Source organism: Pantoea sp. GCM10028869, assembly GCF_042666835.1.
GTDB classification, from domain to species: Bacteria; Pseudomonadota; Gammaproteobacteria; order Enterobacterales; family Enterobacteriaceae; genus Pantoea; species Pantoea leporis.
Window position 1 is genome coordinate 298,362 of sequence record NZ_JBHTGO010000002.1, and the last position, 15,566, is coordinate 313,927.

Annotated in this window: 15 protein-coding genes; 12 read left to right on the forward strand and 3 right to left on the reverse strand. The window is 58.6% G+C overall.

Features of this window, described 5'->3' with window-relative positions:
* The first annotated feature begins 15 nt into the window (after window positions 1-15).
* Both ACFQW4_RS05615 and idi read left to right on the forward strand, forming a co-directional pair.
* Window positions 16-1,911: a methyl-accepting chemotaxis protein gene (locus tag ACFQW4_RS05615; RefSeq protein ID WP_101763152.1), complete on the forward strand. Its 1,896-nt coding sequence runs from the start codon at window positions 16-18 to the stop codon at window positions 1,909-1,911.
* Window positions 1,912-2,122: 211 nt separating this feature from the next.
* Entirely contained in the window at window positions 2,123-2,656 is a 534-nt protein-coding gene (gene idi, locus ACFQW4_RS05620) for an isopentenyl-diphosphate Delta-isomerase (protein ID WP_101763150.1), read from the forward strand.
* A gap of 39 nt (window positions 2,657-2,695) precedes the next feature.
* Here idi and ACFQW4_RS05625 read toward each other — a convergent pair whose 3' ends face one another.
* A complete protein-coding gene (locus ACFQW4_RS05625; RefSeq protein ID WP_377724289.1) occupies window positions 2,696-4,162 on the reverse strand; it encodes an MFS transporter in 1,467 nt (488 codons plus the stop codon).
* A gap of 215 nt (window positions 4,163-4,377) precedes the next feature.
* On the opposite strand from ACFQW4_RS05625, the gene ACFQW4_RS05630 reads away from it, so the two are divergent.
* The 4 genes from ACFQW4_RS05630 to ACFQW4_RS05645 are packed head-to-tail and all read left to right on the forward strand — an operon-like array spanning window position 4,378 to window position 8,115.
* On the forward strand, window positions 4,378-5,286 hold the full coding sequence (locus ACFQW4_RS05630; protein ID WP_101763148.1) for an ABC transporter substrate-binding protein: 909 nt from the start codon (window positions 4,378-4,380) through the stop codon (window positions 5,284-5,286).
* 3 nt (window positions 5,287-5,289) lie between these two features.
* Window positions 5,290-6,456, forward strand: a complete 1,167-nt coding sequence (locus ACFQW4_RS05635) for an ABC transporter permease (protein WP_377724291.1) — start codon at window positions 5,290-5,292, stop codon at window positions 6,454-6,456.
* A complete protein-coding gene (locus tag ACFQW4_RS05640; protein ID WP_217547183.1) occupies window positions 6,449-7,384 on the forward strand; it encodes an ABC transporter ATP-binding protein in 936 nt (311 codons plus the stop codon). Before ACFQW4_RS05635 ends, ACFQW4_RS05640 begins: the two co-directional genes overlap by 8 nt.
* Window positions 7,384-8,115, forward strand: coding sequence for an ABC transporter permease (locus ACFQW4_RS05645; protein ID WP_110865787.1), 732 nt, complete (start codon window positions 7,384-7,386; stop codon window positions 8,113-8,115). Before ACFQW4_RS05640 ends, ACFQW4_RS05645 begins: the two co-directional genes overlap by 1 nt.
* Before the next feature lie 169 nt (window positions 8,116-8,284).
* Here ACFQW4_RS05645 and ACFQW4_RS05650 read toward each other — a convergent pair whose 3' ends face one another.
* Window positions 8,285-9,019, reverse strand: a complete 735-nt coding sequence (locus tag ACFQW4_RS05650; protein ID WP_101763312.1) for a MerR family transcriptional regulator — start codon at window positions 9,017-9,019, stop codon at window positions 8,285-8,287.
* A gap of 151 nt (window positions 9,020-9,170) precedes the next feature.
* Between ACFQW4_RS05650 and ACFQW4_RS05655 the strand changes: the two genes are divergently transcribed.
* Both ACFQW4_RS05655 and ACFQW4_RS05660 read left to right on the forward strand, forming a co-directional pair.
* Window positions 9,171-9,734 (forward strand): helix-turn-helix domain-containing protein, encoded by a 564-nt coding sequence (locus ACFQW4_RS05655; protein WP_101763144.1) that lies wholly within the window; start codon window positions 9,171-9,173, stop codon window positions 9,732-9,734.
* Complete coding sequence (locus ACFQW4_RS05660) at window positions 9,731-10,249, forward strand: GNAT family N-acetyltransferase (RefSeq protein ID WP_377724295.1); 519 nt, start codon at window positions 9,731-9,733, stop codon at window positions 10,247-10,249. The genes ACFQW4_RS05655 and ACFQW4_RS05660 overlap by 4 nt, the downstream gene beginning before the upstream one ends.
* Before the next feature lie 244 nt (window positions 10,250-10,493).
* Here ACFQW4_RS05660 and ACFQW4_RS05665 read toward each other — a convergent pair whose 3' ends face one another.
* Window positions 10,494-11,465, reverse strand: a complete 972-nt coding sequence (locus tag ACFQW4_RS05665; protein ID WP_192236582.1) for a LysR family transcriptional regulator — start codon at window positions 11,463-11,465, stop codon at window positions 10,494-10,496.
* Window positions 11,466-11,622: 157 nt separating this feature from the next.
* Between ACFQW4_RS05665 and argH the strand changes: the two genes are divergently transcribed.
* From argH to ACFQW4_RS05685, 4 genes are read left to right on the forward strand one after another with little or no spacing between them, the layout of a single operon-like run.
* A complete protein-coding gene (gene argH / locus ACFQW4_RS05670) occupies window positions 11,623-13,050 on the forward strand; it encodes an argininosuccinate lyase (protein ID WP_377724297.1) in 1,428 nt (475 codons plus the stop codon).
* Window positions 13,051-13,060: 10 nt separating this feature from the next.
* Entirely contained in the window at window positions 13,061-13,939 is an 879-nt protein-coding gene (locus tag ACFQW4_RS05675; RefSeq protein ID WP_377724299.1) for an amino acid ABC transporter permease, read from the forward strand.
* 13 nt (window positions 13,940-13,952) lie between these two features.
* Window positions 13,953-14,717: an amino acid ABC transporter ATP-binding protein gene (locus tag ACFQW4_RS05680; RefSeq protein ID WP_008102604.1), complete on the forward strand. Its 765-nt coding sequence runs from the start codon at window positions 13,953-13,955 to the stop codon at window positions 14,715-14,717.
* Window positions 14,718-14,734: 17 nt separating this feature from the next.
* Complete coding sequence (locus ACFQW4_RS05685) at window positions 14,735-15,556, forward strand: ABC transporter substrate-binding protein (RefSeq protein ID WP_377724302.1); 822 nt, start codon at window positions 14,735-14,737, stop codon at window positions 15,554-15,556.
* Window positions 15,557-15,566: the final 10 nt, after the last annotated feature.

Sequence of the window (15,566 nt, forward strand, 5' to 3'; positions counted from 1 at the left end):
GTAAGGGCACACATAATGTTCAAAACAACACAATCCCGTTTCACCGCGACGCTGGTCGCCTTTTTTGCCGGTCTGATGCTGGTTACCGTGCTGGTAATTAATCAGTTTATCGCTCCGCAACTCTCCGAAAATGAAAGTCGTCTGGTACGTTACGAAGTGGACGGCCTGGCCGGACGCATCGTCGAGCAGATGAACCGCGTACAGGCACAGCAGCGCGCCATTACCGAAGCCGCAGGCGTGATGGACAGCGCAGCCATTGATACCTTGCTGCCCGCCTTAGTTAACCAATATCAGGACAGTAACGTGTTCGGCGGTGGCATCTGGCCGTTACCGAACCGTCGCGATCCGGCCAAAGAGAAAAACAGCTCGTTCTTTGCGCGCAACGCCAGTAACCAGCTGCAGGTCAACACCTACTGGAACTCGGACGCCGCCGACAAATACTGGGAGCAATCCTGGTACAAAGATGGTTTGGCTGCGCCCAAGGGCCAGTGCGCCTGGGCGAAAGCCTATCAGGATGCTGCCAGCCCGCAGCCACGTACCAACTGCGCGATGGCGATCTATCGCGATGGCACCGTATGGGGCGTGGCGACCATCGACGTGACGCTCGGCTTCTTCAACCAGCTGGCAAAACAGATGGGTGAGGCGATTCAGGGCCGCGTACTGATCGTTGAAGCTGACGGTAAAGTGGTCGGTAACGCCGCGCTGGTGGATGGTGCGCCGAAGCTGGAAAACCTCGCCGATACCCAGCTGCCGATGGCGTCCGCGTTAAAAGGTCTGTTAGCGCAGGCGGGCAGCCAGCCCGCGCAAACCACCTTCGCAGGTGAAGATGGCGAACATACGCTGTTCGTGCAGGCGATTGCCGGCAGCCCGTGGTATCTCGCCAGCGATGTGCCGTCGAGCTTGCTGGATGCGCAAACTCACAGCATGTTGACGCGTCTGGGTCTGGTGCAGATTCCGCTGGCGGTGATCCTGCTGTTGGTGCTGCTGGGCTTTGTGCGCGCCATGATGAAACGCCTCGCGGTGCTGAACAGCAACATCGAAGCCTTATCGACCGGCGGTGCCGATTTGACGCAGCGTCTGCCCGCCAGTAATAGCCCGGAATTCAACGCCGTGGCGCAGAGCTTCAACCAGTTCATCGCCTATCTGCAAGGCCTGATGCGTCAGGTGGGCGATAGCGCGCTGGCGATTACGGCGGCTTCGCGTGAAATTGCCAGCGGCAACGCCGATCTCTCGGCGCGTACCGAATCGCAGGCCAGTTCGATTGTTGAAACGGCAGCATCGATGGAAGAGCTGACCGGCACGGTACGTCAGAACGCCGATAACGCCACGCATGCGAATCAGCTGGCGGATGGCGCGTCGCAGGTTGCGGCACGCGGTACCGAAGTGGTGCGTCAGGTGGTCACCACCATGGGCGCGATTAATCACTCTTCGCGCAAAGTGGTTGATATCATCAGCGTCATCGACAGCATCGCCTTCCAGACCAACATTCTGGCGCTGAACGCCGCAGTAGAAGCGGCGCGCGCCGGTGAACAGGGGCGCGGTTTTGCCGTGGTGGCATCAGAAGTGCGCAACCTGGCACAGCGCTCGGCTAACTCGGCGCGTGAAATTAAGAAGCTGATTGAGGAGTCGGTGGCGAATATTGATACCGGCAGCCAACTGGTGGAGCAGGCCGGGCAAACCATGGATGAGCTGATGCAGGGCGTCAGCAGCGTGACCACGCTGATGAGCGAAATCATGTCAGCGAGCCGCGAGCAGAGCATGGGCATCGATCAGGTTAACGTGGCGATTACCCAGCTGGACGGCAGCACTCAGCAGAACGCCGCGCTCGTCGAGCAGGTTTCAGCCGCCGCGCAGTCGATGCAGCAGCAAAGCGTGCAGCTGGAGCAGGTGGTGCAAAGCTTTAAGCTGTAAGTTTTGTGGAGAAGGTCGCCCTTCATGGCGGCCTTCTCACACACCGCACACATCTTCTCTATTAACGCCATTCCCCGCTTTTTTATGCTGAATTCTCCGCAGGCTGCTACGCTTTAATGTGCCCACGTTAACGCACGGAATGTGCGCTATTTCCTCCATCAACCCTTTGGAGGTTGTGTACAATAGCTGCGAATTTTCCGAAGGAGTTGTCATGCCCGCCATTGAAGTTATTCTCGTTGACCACCTCGATCGCCCTATCGGCAAAATGGAAAAGCTGGAAGTGCATGAAAAAGGATTGCTGCATCGCGCGGTGACGGTTTACGTGTTCAATTCGCGCCATGAAGTGCTGCTGCAACGCCGTGCCAGCACTAAATATCACTGTGGTGGATTGTGGAGTAACACCTGCTGCAGTCATCCCTATCCGCAGGAATCCACGCGCGATGCCGCCGAGCGCCGTTTGCGTGAAGAGATGGGCATGAATGTCGCGTTAACGCCGGTGTTTGAGCTGAGCTACAACCTGCCGCTGAGTAACGGCTTGACCGAGCATGAATATGGGCACGTGTTCTTCGCCATCAGCGATGAGCAGCCGGTCCTCAACCCGGAGGAGGCGGATGCATGGTGCTATCGCTCGATTGCGCAGATTCAGCAGGAGATGCAGGAGAATCCGGCGCAGTTCACGCCGTGGTTTTTGCATACCTTCCCGCGCATTCCCAATACGCTGGGCGAGTTTCGCCTGACGGCTTAAAGACGAAGGTCGCCATTTATGGCGACCTCTGTTAATCCATCACTGAAAATCTTCCGCATCCACGTCGTAACCCGACGGCTCCCAGCGAATCGCCAGTAGCGCCAGTAAGCCAATCAGCGGCGCAAGGAAAATCACCCAGAACACGCCAGTACCAAACGCCGCCACCAGCAGCGGGAAGGTGAACAGCGACACGGTGGAACTGCCGCGCATCAGCGTCTGGTTGAAGCCAACGCCCACGCCGCGCAGCGAAGCGGGATAGCTCAGCGAAGCAAACGTCATAGTATGCGAGCCGGGACCAAAGCCCTGACCAAACAGGAACAGCGCCAGCATGGCAATCGCCACCGCCGCCTGTTCGCCGCCTTCCGGACGACCAATCAACGCCAATCCCAGCAGCGCCACGCACTGACAAGCGTAACCGGCCACCGACATCTTCCACGCGCCGAGACGCGGCACCAGCCGCACCGCCAGCAAGCCGCCGACAAAGGCAAATAGCAGATTCAGCGCCAGCGACACCAGAATGGTGGTCAGCATCGATTGCGCAAAGAAGCTGGAGATAATCACCGGCAGGCCAAACGCCACCGCGTTATAGGCAAACGACGAGGCGATGGAGGTGACGGTTGCCAGAATGGTTCGACGACGATAGACGCCCTGCAGCAGCGCGCCGTAGTTGCGCCAGCTGGCTTTACGTACCGCTTTCTGCGGCGTCAGATCGGCGTCATCCGCCACCTGCGCGTTGATGTTGTAAGAGTTGCGCAGAATCTCCGCCGCGCCTGTGAGGTTGCCCTGATTGGCTGCCCAAATCGGCGACTCACTCATGTAACGGCTGCGAATAGCGATGATCAGCAGCGCAGGCACCGCACCAAAACCCAGAATCAAACGCCACAGCCAATCGGTGTGGCTTTCGGGCAACACCGCATACAGCAGCAGGACCAGCAGGTAGGAAATACTGATCGCCGCGTACCATGTCGGACACCACATCGCCACGCTGGCGGCCTTATTGCCTTGCCCGCGCAGCTTCGAAAACTCGGCGAGAAACGCCATCGCCACCGGTAAGTCGATCCCGACGCCGAGGCCCATCACAAAGCGCGCACCGGCCAGCACATATTCGTTTGGCGCGAACGCACAGGCTAACGCTGCCACCACGAAGAAAAACATGTCGGCCATAAACACGCGATAGCGACCGATTTTGTCGGTGAGGTAGCCGCCAATCAGCGCCCCGACAATCGCACCAAAGGTAATCGCCGATGCCACCATGCCGGTGCCTGCGGGCGTCAGCTTGAACTCGCGCGTCACGTCTTTGATGCCAAACGCCAATGCGCCGAGATCGTAGGCGTCAAGGAACACGCCGCCCAGCGCAATCGCGATCACGATGCGCGCGTTGCTGCGTGATTCGTTGCTGTTGTTCACCAGCCCGGAGACATCGGCCGCGCTGCGGATCCATTTGGTCTCACCGGTGGGGACATTCCCTGCCTGCGCGACGTGCGCCGGAGAAGCTAAGTCGGTCATGATGTTTTGTAATTTATTGTAATGAGTGGGACTGTGAGCATAAGCCGCCGTCTTAACATCGAAAATTCCAATTGGTTATATGTGCTGCGTTTTGGTTATAACCGATAGGCAATTGATAGCAAAAAAAGCACGAAGTAAGCCGCTTGACCGCGCCTATCCCCTTTCGCCAGGCTACGCTTGATAGTCACACAATGAAAACAAATGAGGGAAGCGGGATGATAAAGCAGGGTTTATTGGGAATGATGGCATTGGCAATGAGCATGGGTGCAGCGCAGGCGGCGGATCCGGTGAAAGTCGGTTCCAAGATTGATACCGAAGGCTCGCTACTCGGCAACATTATTCTGCAGGTGCTGGACAAACATGGGGTAAAAACCGTCAATAAAATCCAGCTCGGTACCACGCAAGTGGTGCGCGGCGCGATCACCGCCGGTGAGCTGGATATCTACCCGGAATACACCGGCAATGGCGCATTCTTCTTCAACGATGAAAAAGACACGGCGTGGAAGAACGCTCAGCAGGGTTACGAGAAGGTGAAAAAACTCGACGCCGAGAAAAATCATCTGGTGTGGCTGACGCCCGCGCCAGCTAACAATACCTGGACGATTGCGGTGCGCGGCGACGTGGCGCAGAAGAACAACCTCAACACGCTGGACGATCTCAGCGCTTACCTGAAAAAAGGCGGCACTTTCAAACTGGCTGCCTCGGCGGAATTTATTGAACGCAGCGATGCGTTACCGGCGTTTGAAAAAGCCTACAACTTCAAACTGGAGCAGGCGCAGCTGCTGTCGCTGGCCGGTGGCGACACCGCCGTGACCATCAAAGCGGCGGCGCAGCAAACCTCTGGCGTGAACGCGGCGATGGCCTACGGCACCGACGGTCCGGTGGCGGCATTAGGCCTGCAGACGCTGAGCGATCCGAAAGGCGTGCAGCCGATTTATGCCCCTGCGCCGGTGATCCGCGAAAGCGTGCTCAAGCAATATCCGGACATCGGCAACTGGCTGCAGCCGGTCTTCAGCAAGCTGGATGAGAAAACCCTGCAGCAGCTGAATGCGCAGATCGCGGTGGATGGTCAGGATGCCAGCCAGGTCGCGAAACAGTGGCTACAGACCAATAAGTTGCTGTAAGCAGTGTCGTCGTTGTTATTCCGACCGCGCCAGCAGCCGGTGCTGCTGGTGTTAATCGCGCTTATCACGCTGGCGCTGTTTGCCTTGCCGCTATTGAGCTTTGCCGCCAATCGGCTGGTCTCTGGCCAGCCGCTGACGTTATGGCAGGTGAACAACAGCATACTGCTGTTCATCCCGTTGCTGTGGCTGTGGCAGAGCTTGTGGTGGCCGCCGCGCCGCATTCACGCGATATCGGTGCTGCTGGCGGCGGAAGTGCTGCTGGCCTTACTCATCTGGCTGGCCGGACAACAGGCCACGCAACTGGCGAACAGCGGGAGCCCGCTGGCGCGCACCGCGTTTGGCAGCGGCTTGTGGTGTGCGGCGGCGCTGGCGCTGCTGCTGGCGGCGGAAGCGGTCCGGCAAATCACCCGCAGTACCCCGTGGCGCATTGTGCTCAACCTGCAAATCTGGCTGCTGCCGCTGGCGCTGTTACTCAGCGGTCATCTTGATCGTCTCTCGCTTTTGAAAGAGTACGCCAACCGCACGGCGGTGTTTGATGCGGCCTTCACGCAGCATTTGTGGCTGCTGGGCGGCACGCTGCTGCCGACGGTAATCATCGGATTGCCGCTCGGGCTGGCGATTGCGCGGCGTCCGCGCTGGCAGAATGCCGCATTTAGCGTGCTTAACCTGATTCAAACGGTGCCGTCGGTGGCGCTGTTCGGTTTACTGATTGCGCCGCTGGCGGGATTGGTGGCGCATTTTCCGCTGCTGGCCCGTTGGGGCATCAGCGGCATCGGTATTGCACCGGCCTTGATTGCGCTGGTGCTCTACGCGCTGCTGCCGCTGGTGCGCAGCGTGGTGGCCGGTTTGCAGCAGGTGCCGCAGGAAGTGCGTGAAACCGCGCGCGGCATGGGCATGAGCGCGTGGCAACAGTTCTGGCACGCCGAACTGCCGCTGGCGCTGCCGGTGTGGCTCTCCGGGCTGCGCGTGGTAGTGGTGCAAACCGTGGGCCTGGCGGTGGTCGCGGCGCTGATTGGGGCGGGCGGATTCGGCGCCATTGTTTTTCAGGGATTGCTGAGCAGCGCGCTGGATCTGGTGCTGCTGGGCGTGATTCCGGTGGTGGCGCTGGCAGTGATTTTTGATGCGCTGCTGCGTTTACTGTCGGCACTGCTGGAGAGACGTCATGATTGAATTTCACCAGGTGAGCAAAGTGTTCGCTGGCAAAGAGGCGATACGTAACCTGTCGCTGAAGATTGAGAAGGGCAGTTTTACCGTGCTGATTGGCACCTCAGGTTCGGGCAAATCGACCACGCTGAAGATGATCAACCGGCTGGTGGAGCACGACAGCGGCGAAATCCGTTTTGCTGGCGAAGCCATCGAAAACATGGATGCGCGCGCGTTGCGCCGCCGCATCGGTTATGCCATTCAGTCGATTGGCCTGTTTCCGCACTGGAACGTGGCGAAGAACATCGGCACCGTGCCCTCGCTGCTCGGCTGGCCGCAGGCGAAGATCACTCAACGCGTCGATGAGCTGCTGGCGCTGCTCAATCTCGACAGCCATCTGGCGACGCGCATGCCGCATCAGCTGTCGGGCGGACAGCAGCAGCGCGTCGGCGTGGCGCGTGCGCTGGCGGCCGATCCCGAGTTGCTGCTGATGGATGAACCTTTCGGCGCGCTCGATCCGGTCAACCGTCTGGCGCTGCAACACGAGATGCTGCGCATTCAGAAAATGTCCGGTCGCACCGTGGTGCTGGTGACGCACGACATTGATGAAGCGCTGACGCTGGCCGATCAACTGGTGCTGATGGACGGCGGCGAAATCGTGCAGCAGGGCAGGCCAATCGATCTGCTGACGCAGCCGGTGAACGACTTTGCCCGCGAGTTCTTTGGTCGCAGCGAGCTCGGCGTGCGTTTGCTGGCGCTGGGACGTGCGGGCAGCGCGGCGCGACGCGGTGAATGGCTGGACGCCGAACCGATTGCCGAATCGCTGACGCTGCGTGAAGCGCTGTCGCAATTTATTGCGCGCCGCACCGATAAATTGCCGGTGATCGATCAGCAGCAACAGCCGCTGGGCGTGCTGCACTTCAGCGATCTGCTGCGCCAGCGGGAGGCGAGCTGATGCGGCTGTTACGCGATCCGCTCTACTGGCTGCTGGCGGCCTTTCTGCTGCTACTGTGGGGCTTGCCGCACAGCGGTCCGCTGTTTGCTCACTGGTTTCCACAGCTCGAGCGTCCGCTGTATCAGCAGGAGAGTTTCTGGCGGCTGGCGCTGGCGCATCTGGCGTTGGTGGTCAGCGGCAGCCTGCTGGCGTTGCTGGTCGGCGTTGCCTGTGCGGTGTTTGCTACGCGTCACGCCGGGCGCGCCTTTCGTCCGCTGCTGGAAACCGTGGCGGCGGCCGGGCAAACCTTTCCGCCGGTTGCGGTGTTAGCGATTGCGGTGCCAGTGATGGGGTTTGGTGCCACGCCCGCGGTAATGGCGCTGTTTCTCTACGGCTTGCTGCCGATTTTGCAGGGTACGCTGGCGGGTTTAGATAGCGTACCGGCCAGCAATCGTGAAATCGCGGTCGGCCTCGGCATGGGGCCGTGGCGACGCTTGTGGCAGATTGAGCTGGCGCTGGCGGCACCGGTGATCATGGCGGGCGTGCGAACCTCAGTGATGATCAACATCGGCACGGCAACTATCGCCTCCACGGTGGGCGCGGAGAGTCTGGGATCGCCGGTGATTATCGGTCTTAGCGGCTTTAACACCGCCTATGTGATTCAGGGCGCGCTGCTGGTGGCGCTGCTGGCGTTAATTTGCGATCGCCTGCTAGAGCGCGTGCAGCGCAAACTTAGTGGGTATGCACAATGAGGCTGTAGCCGACCAGCATCATGCCACCCATGCCGCCAAGCGCCATGATGGCAAACAGGGAACCGATAAGGAGTTTATTCCAGTTCATGAGGAGACCTGAGAAAAGAAATTTAGGGCGGCATGATAACGCGCACACCACGCCAGGCAAAGGCCGTGTGTGCGATTTTACTTATGCGGGATCGTGCAGGTGAATGGCAAAACCCTGCGCCTGCCAGTGTTCAAACTGCTCGACCTGACGGCGCGTCGGCTTTTTGCCGGTCCAGATAAACAGGTTTTGTCCGGGGAATAACTCAGGGCGTGGCATGTCCAGCGGCTCCGCCAACACATCCATGCGCCAGCCTTGCTGCGACAAACGCCAGGCTTCCAGCCAGATGCGGGTACGATCCTCCACCGCCCAACCCAGCATCAAGGCATCTTTACCGGCTTTTTTACGTCCACAGGCCAGACAAAACGCCACATAATCAATCAGCGCGCCATCAAGCAGACTGCACATGGTGCGCGCGGTGTTCTGATCTAAACCAAGACGCTGGCGAACCGGCACGAACACGTGATCGATCAACGCATCCACCGGATGTTCCCGGCCAATATTGGCAATTTTAACGCGCAATTTCGCCGGGCGAACGTGGCGCAGTACGCTCATCAACTCTTCCTGCAGCGCCGACCAACCGTCATCCACATTGACCGTCGCGCCTTCCAGCAACGCTTTCACTTTGCCAACGGGCACGCCGCTCTCTATCCAGCGTTTTATCTCTTCGATACGCTGAACATCTTCATCATCAAACTGCCGATGACCACCTTCGGTACGCTGGGGTTTTAACAGACCGTAACGTCGCTGCCAGGCGCGAAGCGTTACCGGGTTGATTCCACAGCGTTCGGCCACATCCCCGATACTGTATAAGGCCATAAAGTCCTCAAAAATTCTGACCTGCATAACAACACCTTAACCCCCACGACTGGGTTGTACAATGATTTTTTAATTGTACAACTTGACCGCTTTATTTATTTAAGGTCATATCTCATATGTGAGATTTATTTCCCGTATATGAGAGGTGAAGATGTCTGCTTCGGATACCGACGATCGACTGGCGGCGCGACTGGCTGAATTACGCGTACAACGCGGTTGGTCATTAGATGAATTGGCGATGGCGACCGGCATCAGTCGGGCGTCGTTGTCGCGCATTGAACGCGCCGAAACGAGCCCCACAGCCGCTTTGCTTAACCGCCTTTGCGTGGCCTACGGCTTGACCATGTCGCGCCTGCTGAGCGAGGTGGAAGAGGAGGCCGCGCTGCTGCTGAAAGCGGCGCAACAGCCGGTATGGCGCGATGACGCCAGCGGCTTCCAGCGCCGCAACGTATCACCGCCCGCCAGCCACTTTAAAGCGGAAGTGGTGGAAGGTGTGCTGCGTCCTGGCGCGCGCATTGATTACGATGCGCCGCCGATTCAGGGACTGGAGCAGCACATCTGGCTGCAATCGGGCGAGCTGACCATCAGCATGGACGATCAGCACTGGACGCTGCAGGCAGGCGACTGTCTGCGCTTTCATCTCACCGGCAAATCCGCGTTTGCCGCCCATGCCGAAGGCGGCGCGCGCTACATTTTGGTGGTATGCAAACCATGATTGACATCGAACCTCTCAGCGCCACCCAGGCGCAGCCGCTGCTGGCGGCATTGTGTGATGTGCTGCAGGGCTGCGTCGCCGATGGCGCCAGCGTGGGCTTTATTGATGCGGACGATCGCGTGGCCATTGAGCGCTTCTGGCAGGACAAAATTTACAGCCTGGCGAGCGGCGACAATCAGCTGCTGGTGGCGTATCAGCAGGGCGTGATTGTGGCGACGGTGATGGTGGGATTCAGCGCAATGCCGAACGGTCGCCATCGGGCGGAGATCAGTAAGCTGCTGGTGCATCCCCGCGCCAGACGTCAGGGCATCGCGCGCCGCCTGATGCAGCAGGCGGAACAGCTGGCGGCACAGCAGGGGAAAACCCTGCTGATGCTGGATACGCGCAGCGGCGACGTGGCGACGGATCTCTATTTGTCGATGGATTGGCAGATTGCTGGGTCGATTCCGCTGTATGCCGAGTCAACCGAAGGTGTGCTGGATGCGACTACGGTGATGTATAAGGTGTTGGGGTGATTGTGCTTGTGATTGTGCTTGTGCCTGCTGTCCCCCATCCCGGCCTTCCCCCACAAGTGGGGGAAGGAGACGCTGCCACATGCAGCTTCATCACTGACATATGGCAGTATCTTCCTCCCCCATTTATGGGGGAGGACCGAGGAGGGGGACAGCGAGCACAGCCCCAGGGGACAGCGAGCACAGCCCAAGGGGACAGCGAGCACAGCCCAAAGGGACAGCAAGCACAATTCCAAAATGCACCAACTCAGTGCGGTCCTTCCGCCTCGCCAATCCCCAGCGCCTGCATAAACAGCCGGATAATCGGGTTTATTTTGCGACCCTTCTTCATCATCAAACAAAACGGGTTTTCACGGCGAGTCGAATCATCACCCAACTCACACAGCTGCCCACGCGCAATAAACGCGGCGGCATAATGTTCCGGTAAATAACCAATAAAATGGCCGGTTAAAATCAGCATGGCGACAGATTCAACCTGAACCGCCTGCACGCCGCTGTCCTGCAAGGGAATGATGCGACGATCGTCGCGCGGCGTCACATATAAATGATTAATAATTTTCTGCTCACGTAATATGTCCAGCGATATATTTTTATCGCACGATCCAGAATATAAAGGATGTGACATAGAGCAATATAATTTTGAATATTCCTTATAAAGCGGGAAGTAATCAAAATCACTTTTCATTTCATAAACCGGTGCAATACCACAATGAAAACGGCCTTCACTGATGCCGCGCTCAATATCATCTAATTGCGCGGTTTGCAGTCGAATTTGTACCTTTGGCGCTTTCTGGTGCAGCTGTTGCACCGCTGCGGTGACCGGAGATTGCGGGTCGGAGATGGTGTTATCCACCACGCAAATGGCAATGTCGCCCAGCAGTTCGTTGCGGCTGTTGTGAAGTCGCTCGCGAAACAGATTCAGCGAGACGAACAGCTCCAGCGTGGCCTGATAGACGTTGATGCCGTACTGCGTCAGCTCAAAACCTTCGCGTCCGCGGCTGCATAACGTCATGCCGAGACGAATTTCCAGATCGGAAACCTGTTTACTGATCGCCGCCAGACCAATATTCAATTCGTGGCTGGCAGCGGTTAATCCACCCGCTTCTACCACGCATTTAAATACCCGCAGTAATTTTAAATCGATATTACTCAGTGCCAGAACCGCATTATCGCTGCGATTATTTGCATTGTTTCCGGACTGGGAAACTTTACTTTCCATTTTTGCTATTCAACTCCGGAATAATTGCGGTGAAAGTACAGTGAACCTGAAATAGGCCCTATTTACCAGTGTGGTCATAAAATAAGTTTTTATTATTTCAACTGGCTCATCCATATCTTTTTCATATCGCTGATGATTATCTGTAAGGGGAAATAGCATGTCTGATAATGCCGAACTGTTATGGGGCGCGCGTTTTAAAGCGGCACCGGCGGCGAGTTTAACCGCGCTGTCTCGTAGCCCGGATTATTACTTTGCATTGGCACCTTACGATCTGGCGGGCTGCCGGGCGCATGCCCGTGAACTGGCGCGCGGCGATCTGCTGAGCGCCGAAGAGCTCAGCACCATGCTGGCGGCCATTGACGCGTTAGACGCCGATTATCGCGCCGGTCAGCTGCATCCGATTGCCGCCGACGAAGATGTGCACACCTTTATCGAACGCGCGCTGACCGAGCGTTTAGGTCCGCTGGGCGGCAAGCTGCGCGCCGGGCGTTCGCGCAACGATCAAACCGTTAACGACCTGCGTCTTTACCTGCGTGACAACGGCCGCAAGGTGGTCAGCGCGTTGCTGGCCCTGCAGCAGGCGCTGGTCGAGCAGGCGGCGCAGCACACCGAGAGCGTGGCGCCCGGTTTTACGCATCTGCAGCAGGCGCAGCCGATTGTGTTCGGTCATCAGCTGCTGGCTCACGCGCAATCCTTTGCCCGCGATATTGAACGCATGCAGGATTGGGATCGCCGCAGCGCGCGCTGTCCGCTCGGTGCCGCTGCGATGGCCGGTTCCGCCATTGCGCGTCAGCCGGAGCAAGCCGCCGCCGATCTCGCCTACCTCGCGCCGTGCGAGAACTCCATCGATGCCGTTGCCAGCCGCGATTACGCCGCTGAATTCCTGTTTGTCACCAGCATGATCGGCATCAACCTGTCGCGCCTGTGCGAAGAGGTGTGCATGTGGGCATCCCGCCAGTTCCGCTGGGTCGAGCTGCACGATAGCTACGCCACCGGCAGCTCCATCATGCCGCAGAAGAAAAACCCGGACATCGCCGAACTGACGCGCGGCCGCTCCGGTCGCCTGGTCGGCAACCTGATGGCGCTGCTCACCACCATGAAAGCGATGCCGCTCTCCTACAACCGCGATCTCAGCGACGACAAACGCAACGTGATTGATGCGGTGGATACGCTGCTGCTGGTGCTGCCGGCGATGGCGGGCATGATGGCGACGCTGAAGTTCAACACCGACGTGATGCGCGAGCAGGCGCCGGATGGCTTCACGCTGGCGACCGAAGTGGCTGACTGGCTGGCGATGCGCGGCGTGCCGTTCCGCGAGGCGCATGAGATCACCGGCCAGCTGGTGCAGCTGTGCGAGCGTGAAAACTGCGGTCTGTCGGATCTCAGCGATGCGCAGCTTCAGGCGGTGGATGCCCGCTTAACGCCGGAGGTGCGCAGCGCGCTGACGCTGGAAGCCGCGCTGGCGGCCCGCAGCGGCTACGGCGGCACCGCACCGGCACGCGTGCGTGAGCAGCTGGCACGCCTGCAAACCCTGATGCAGGACCAGCAGCGCTGGACTGAAGATTACGCTGGCCCACGCGCCTGAGGAGAGCTCTATGTCGCAATCAACGCCGATTGAGCCGGGTTTGAACAACAGCCGCGAGCAGACGCATTACGATCTCGATCGCTATCAAGTGGTGCCGCGCCGTTATTACGGCCGCATCACCGCGTCGGCGGTGATTCTGGTACTGCTGGCGCTGCTGGTAAACGCCTTTGCGCACGGCAATATCGAATGGTCGTTTGTCGGCCAGTTCTTTACCGCCCAGGCGATTCTCAACGGCGTGGTTAACACGCTGATCATGTCGGTGCTGGCGATGGGGCTTGGCGTACTGTTTGGCGTCATCACCGCCATCATGTACATGTCGCCGAATCCGGTGCTGCACTACATCGCCGTGGGCTACGCGTGGATTTTTCGCGGCACGCCGCTGATTTTGCAGCTGCTGCTGTGGTTCAACCTCGCGCTGGTGTTTCCCACCATCAGCATTCCCGGCGTGTTCAGCGTGCAGACCGTCACCATCATGACGCCGTTCCTCGCCGCGCTGCTCGGTTTGAGCATCAATCAGGGCGCGTACACCTCGGAAGTGGTGCGCGCGGGCCTGCTGTCGGTGGATACCGGGCAATACGAAGCGGCGAAAGCCATCGGCATGCCGCGTCTGCAGGCGCTGCAGCGCATCATTCTGCCGCAGGCGATGCGCGTGATTCTGCCGCCGGTCGGCAACGAATTTATCAGCATGATCAAAACCACCAGCCTCGCCAGCATGATTCAGTACTCCGAACTGCTCTACAACACGCAAACCATCTACTTCGCCAACGCGCGCGTCATGGAACTACTGTTCGTGGCAGGCATTTGGTACCTGATTGTGGTCACGGTGTTGTCGTTTGGACAGAGCCGACTGGAACGTTATTTCTCACGCGGCCATCGTCAGCGTCAGTAATCAGGAGCCCAACATGAGAAACATCGTGCGCGCCGTTAAGGTGAACAAATATTTCGACCAGTTCCACGCCCTGAAGGATGTCAGCCTCGAAGTGAACTACGGCGAGGTGATGTGCATCCTCGGCCCATCCGGTTCCGGCAAAAGCACCTTTTTGCGCTGCATTAACCAGCTGGAAAAGGTCGATAAAGGCGGGATTTGGGTTGACAACGAGCTGGCGGGCTATCGCATCGCCGGTAACAAACTGCATGCGCTGAGCGACAAACAGATTGCGCGCCAGCGCCTGCAAACCGGCATGGTATTCCAGCGTTTTAACCTGTTCCCACACAAAACCGCGCTGGAGAACATCATCGAAGGGCCGTGTCGCGTGCTGCTGCGCCCAAGGCGCGAAGCCAGCGAAGAGGCGATGGCGCTGCTCGATCGCGTTGGTCTGGCGCACAAAGCGCACGACTATCCGCAGTCGCTCTCCGGCGGCCAGCAGCAGCGCGTGGCGATTGCTCGTGCGCTGGCGATGAAACCCAAACTGATGCTGTTTGACGAACCCACCTCGGCGCTGGATCCGGAGATGGTGGGCGAAGTGCTGGCGGTGATGCGTCAGCTGGCAAAAGAGGGCACCACCATGCTGGTGGTCACCCACGAAATGGGCTTTGCCCGTGAGGTGGCCAATCAGGTGGTGTTTATGGACGAGGGACGGATTATCGAGCAGGGCGCACCGGAAGACATTCTGCTGAACCCGCAAAATCCACGGATGAAAAACTTTATTAACGCGATTCTTCTTTAAACATTACCGGGGTGAATATGAAAAAGCTGTTATTGAGTGCCATCAGTGCCGCGCTGCTGCTGCAATCCTCTGCCTGGGCAGACATCGCCGTACCCGCGGCGATCAAAGAGAAAGGGCTGACGGTAGCGATCATGCCGAACTATCCGCCAATGGATTTTAAAGATCCGGCGACCAACCAGCTGACCGGCGTGGATTACGACCTCGGCCAGGCGATTGGTGAAAAACTCGGCGTGAAGATCAACTGGCAGGAGATCGCCTTCGAACAGATGGTGAACGCGGTGGTGACCAGGCGCGTCGATCTGGTGATGTCCGGCATGACGGACACCAAAGAGCGTCAGCAGGTGGTGAACTTTATCGACTACTTCAAAACCGGCCCGCAGTTCTACACCCAATCCGCGCGCAGCGACATCAACAGCGCGATGGATCTGTGCGGTAAGAAAGTCGGTACCAGCCGTCGCACCACCTTCCCGCAGGAGATTGCCAACTGGTCAAAAGCGCACTGTGAAGCGGCCGGTAAGCCGGCGATCATTGTGGTAGGTGCTGAAGGCACCGCCGATGCGCGCACCCAGCTGCGTCAGAACCGTCTGGATGGCGTGGTGCAGGGCAGTGAAACGCTGCCGTACATCATGGATCTGGAAAAGGGCAAATATAAGGCGCTGGATAAAGCCTTCTCCTTCCAGTACACCGGCATGGCGATTGGTAAAGATGCGGGCGAGCTGACCACCGCGATTCAGGCGGCGATCGACGCGATGATTGCTGATGGCTCTTACCAGAAAATCCTCGGCAAATGGGGTCTGGCAGACAACGGCGTGGCGAAGGCGACCGTCAACCAGGGCTAAGGAGCGCGCA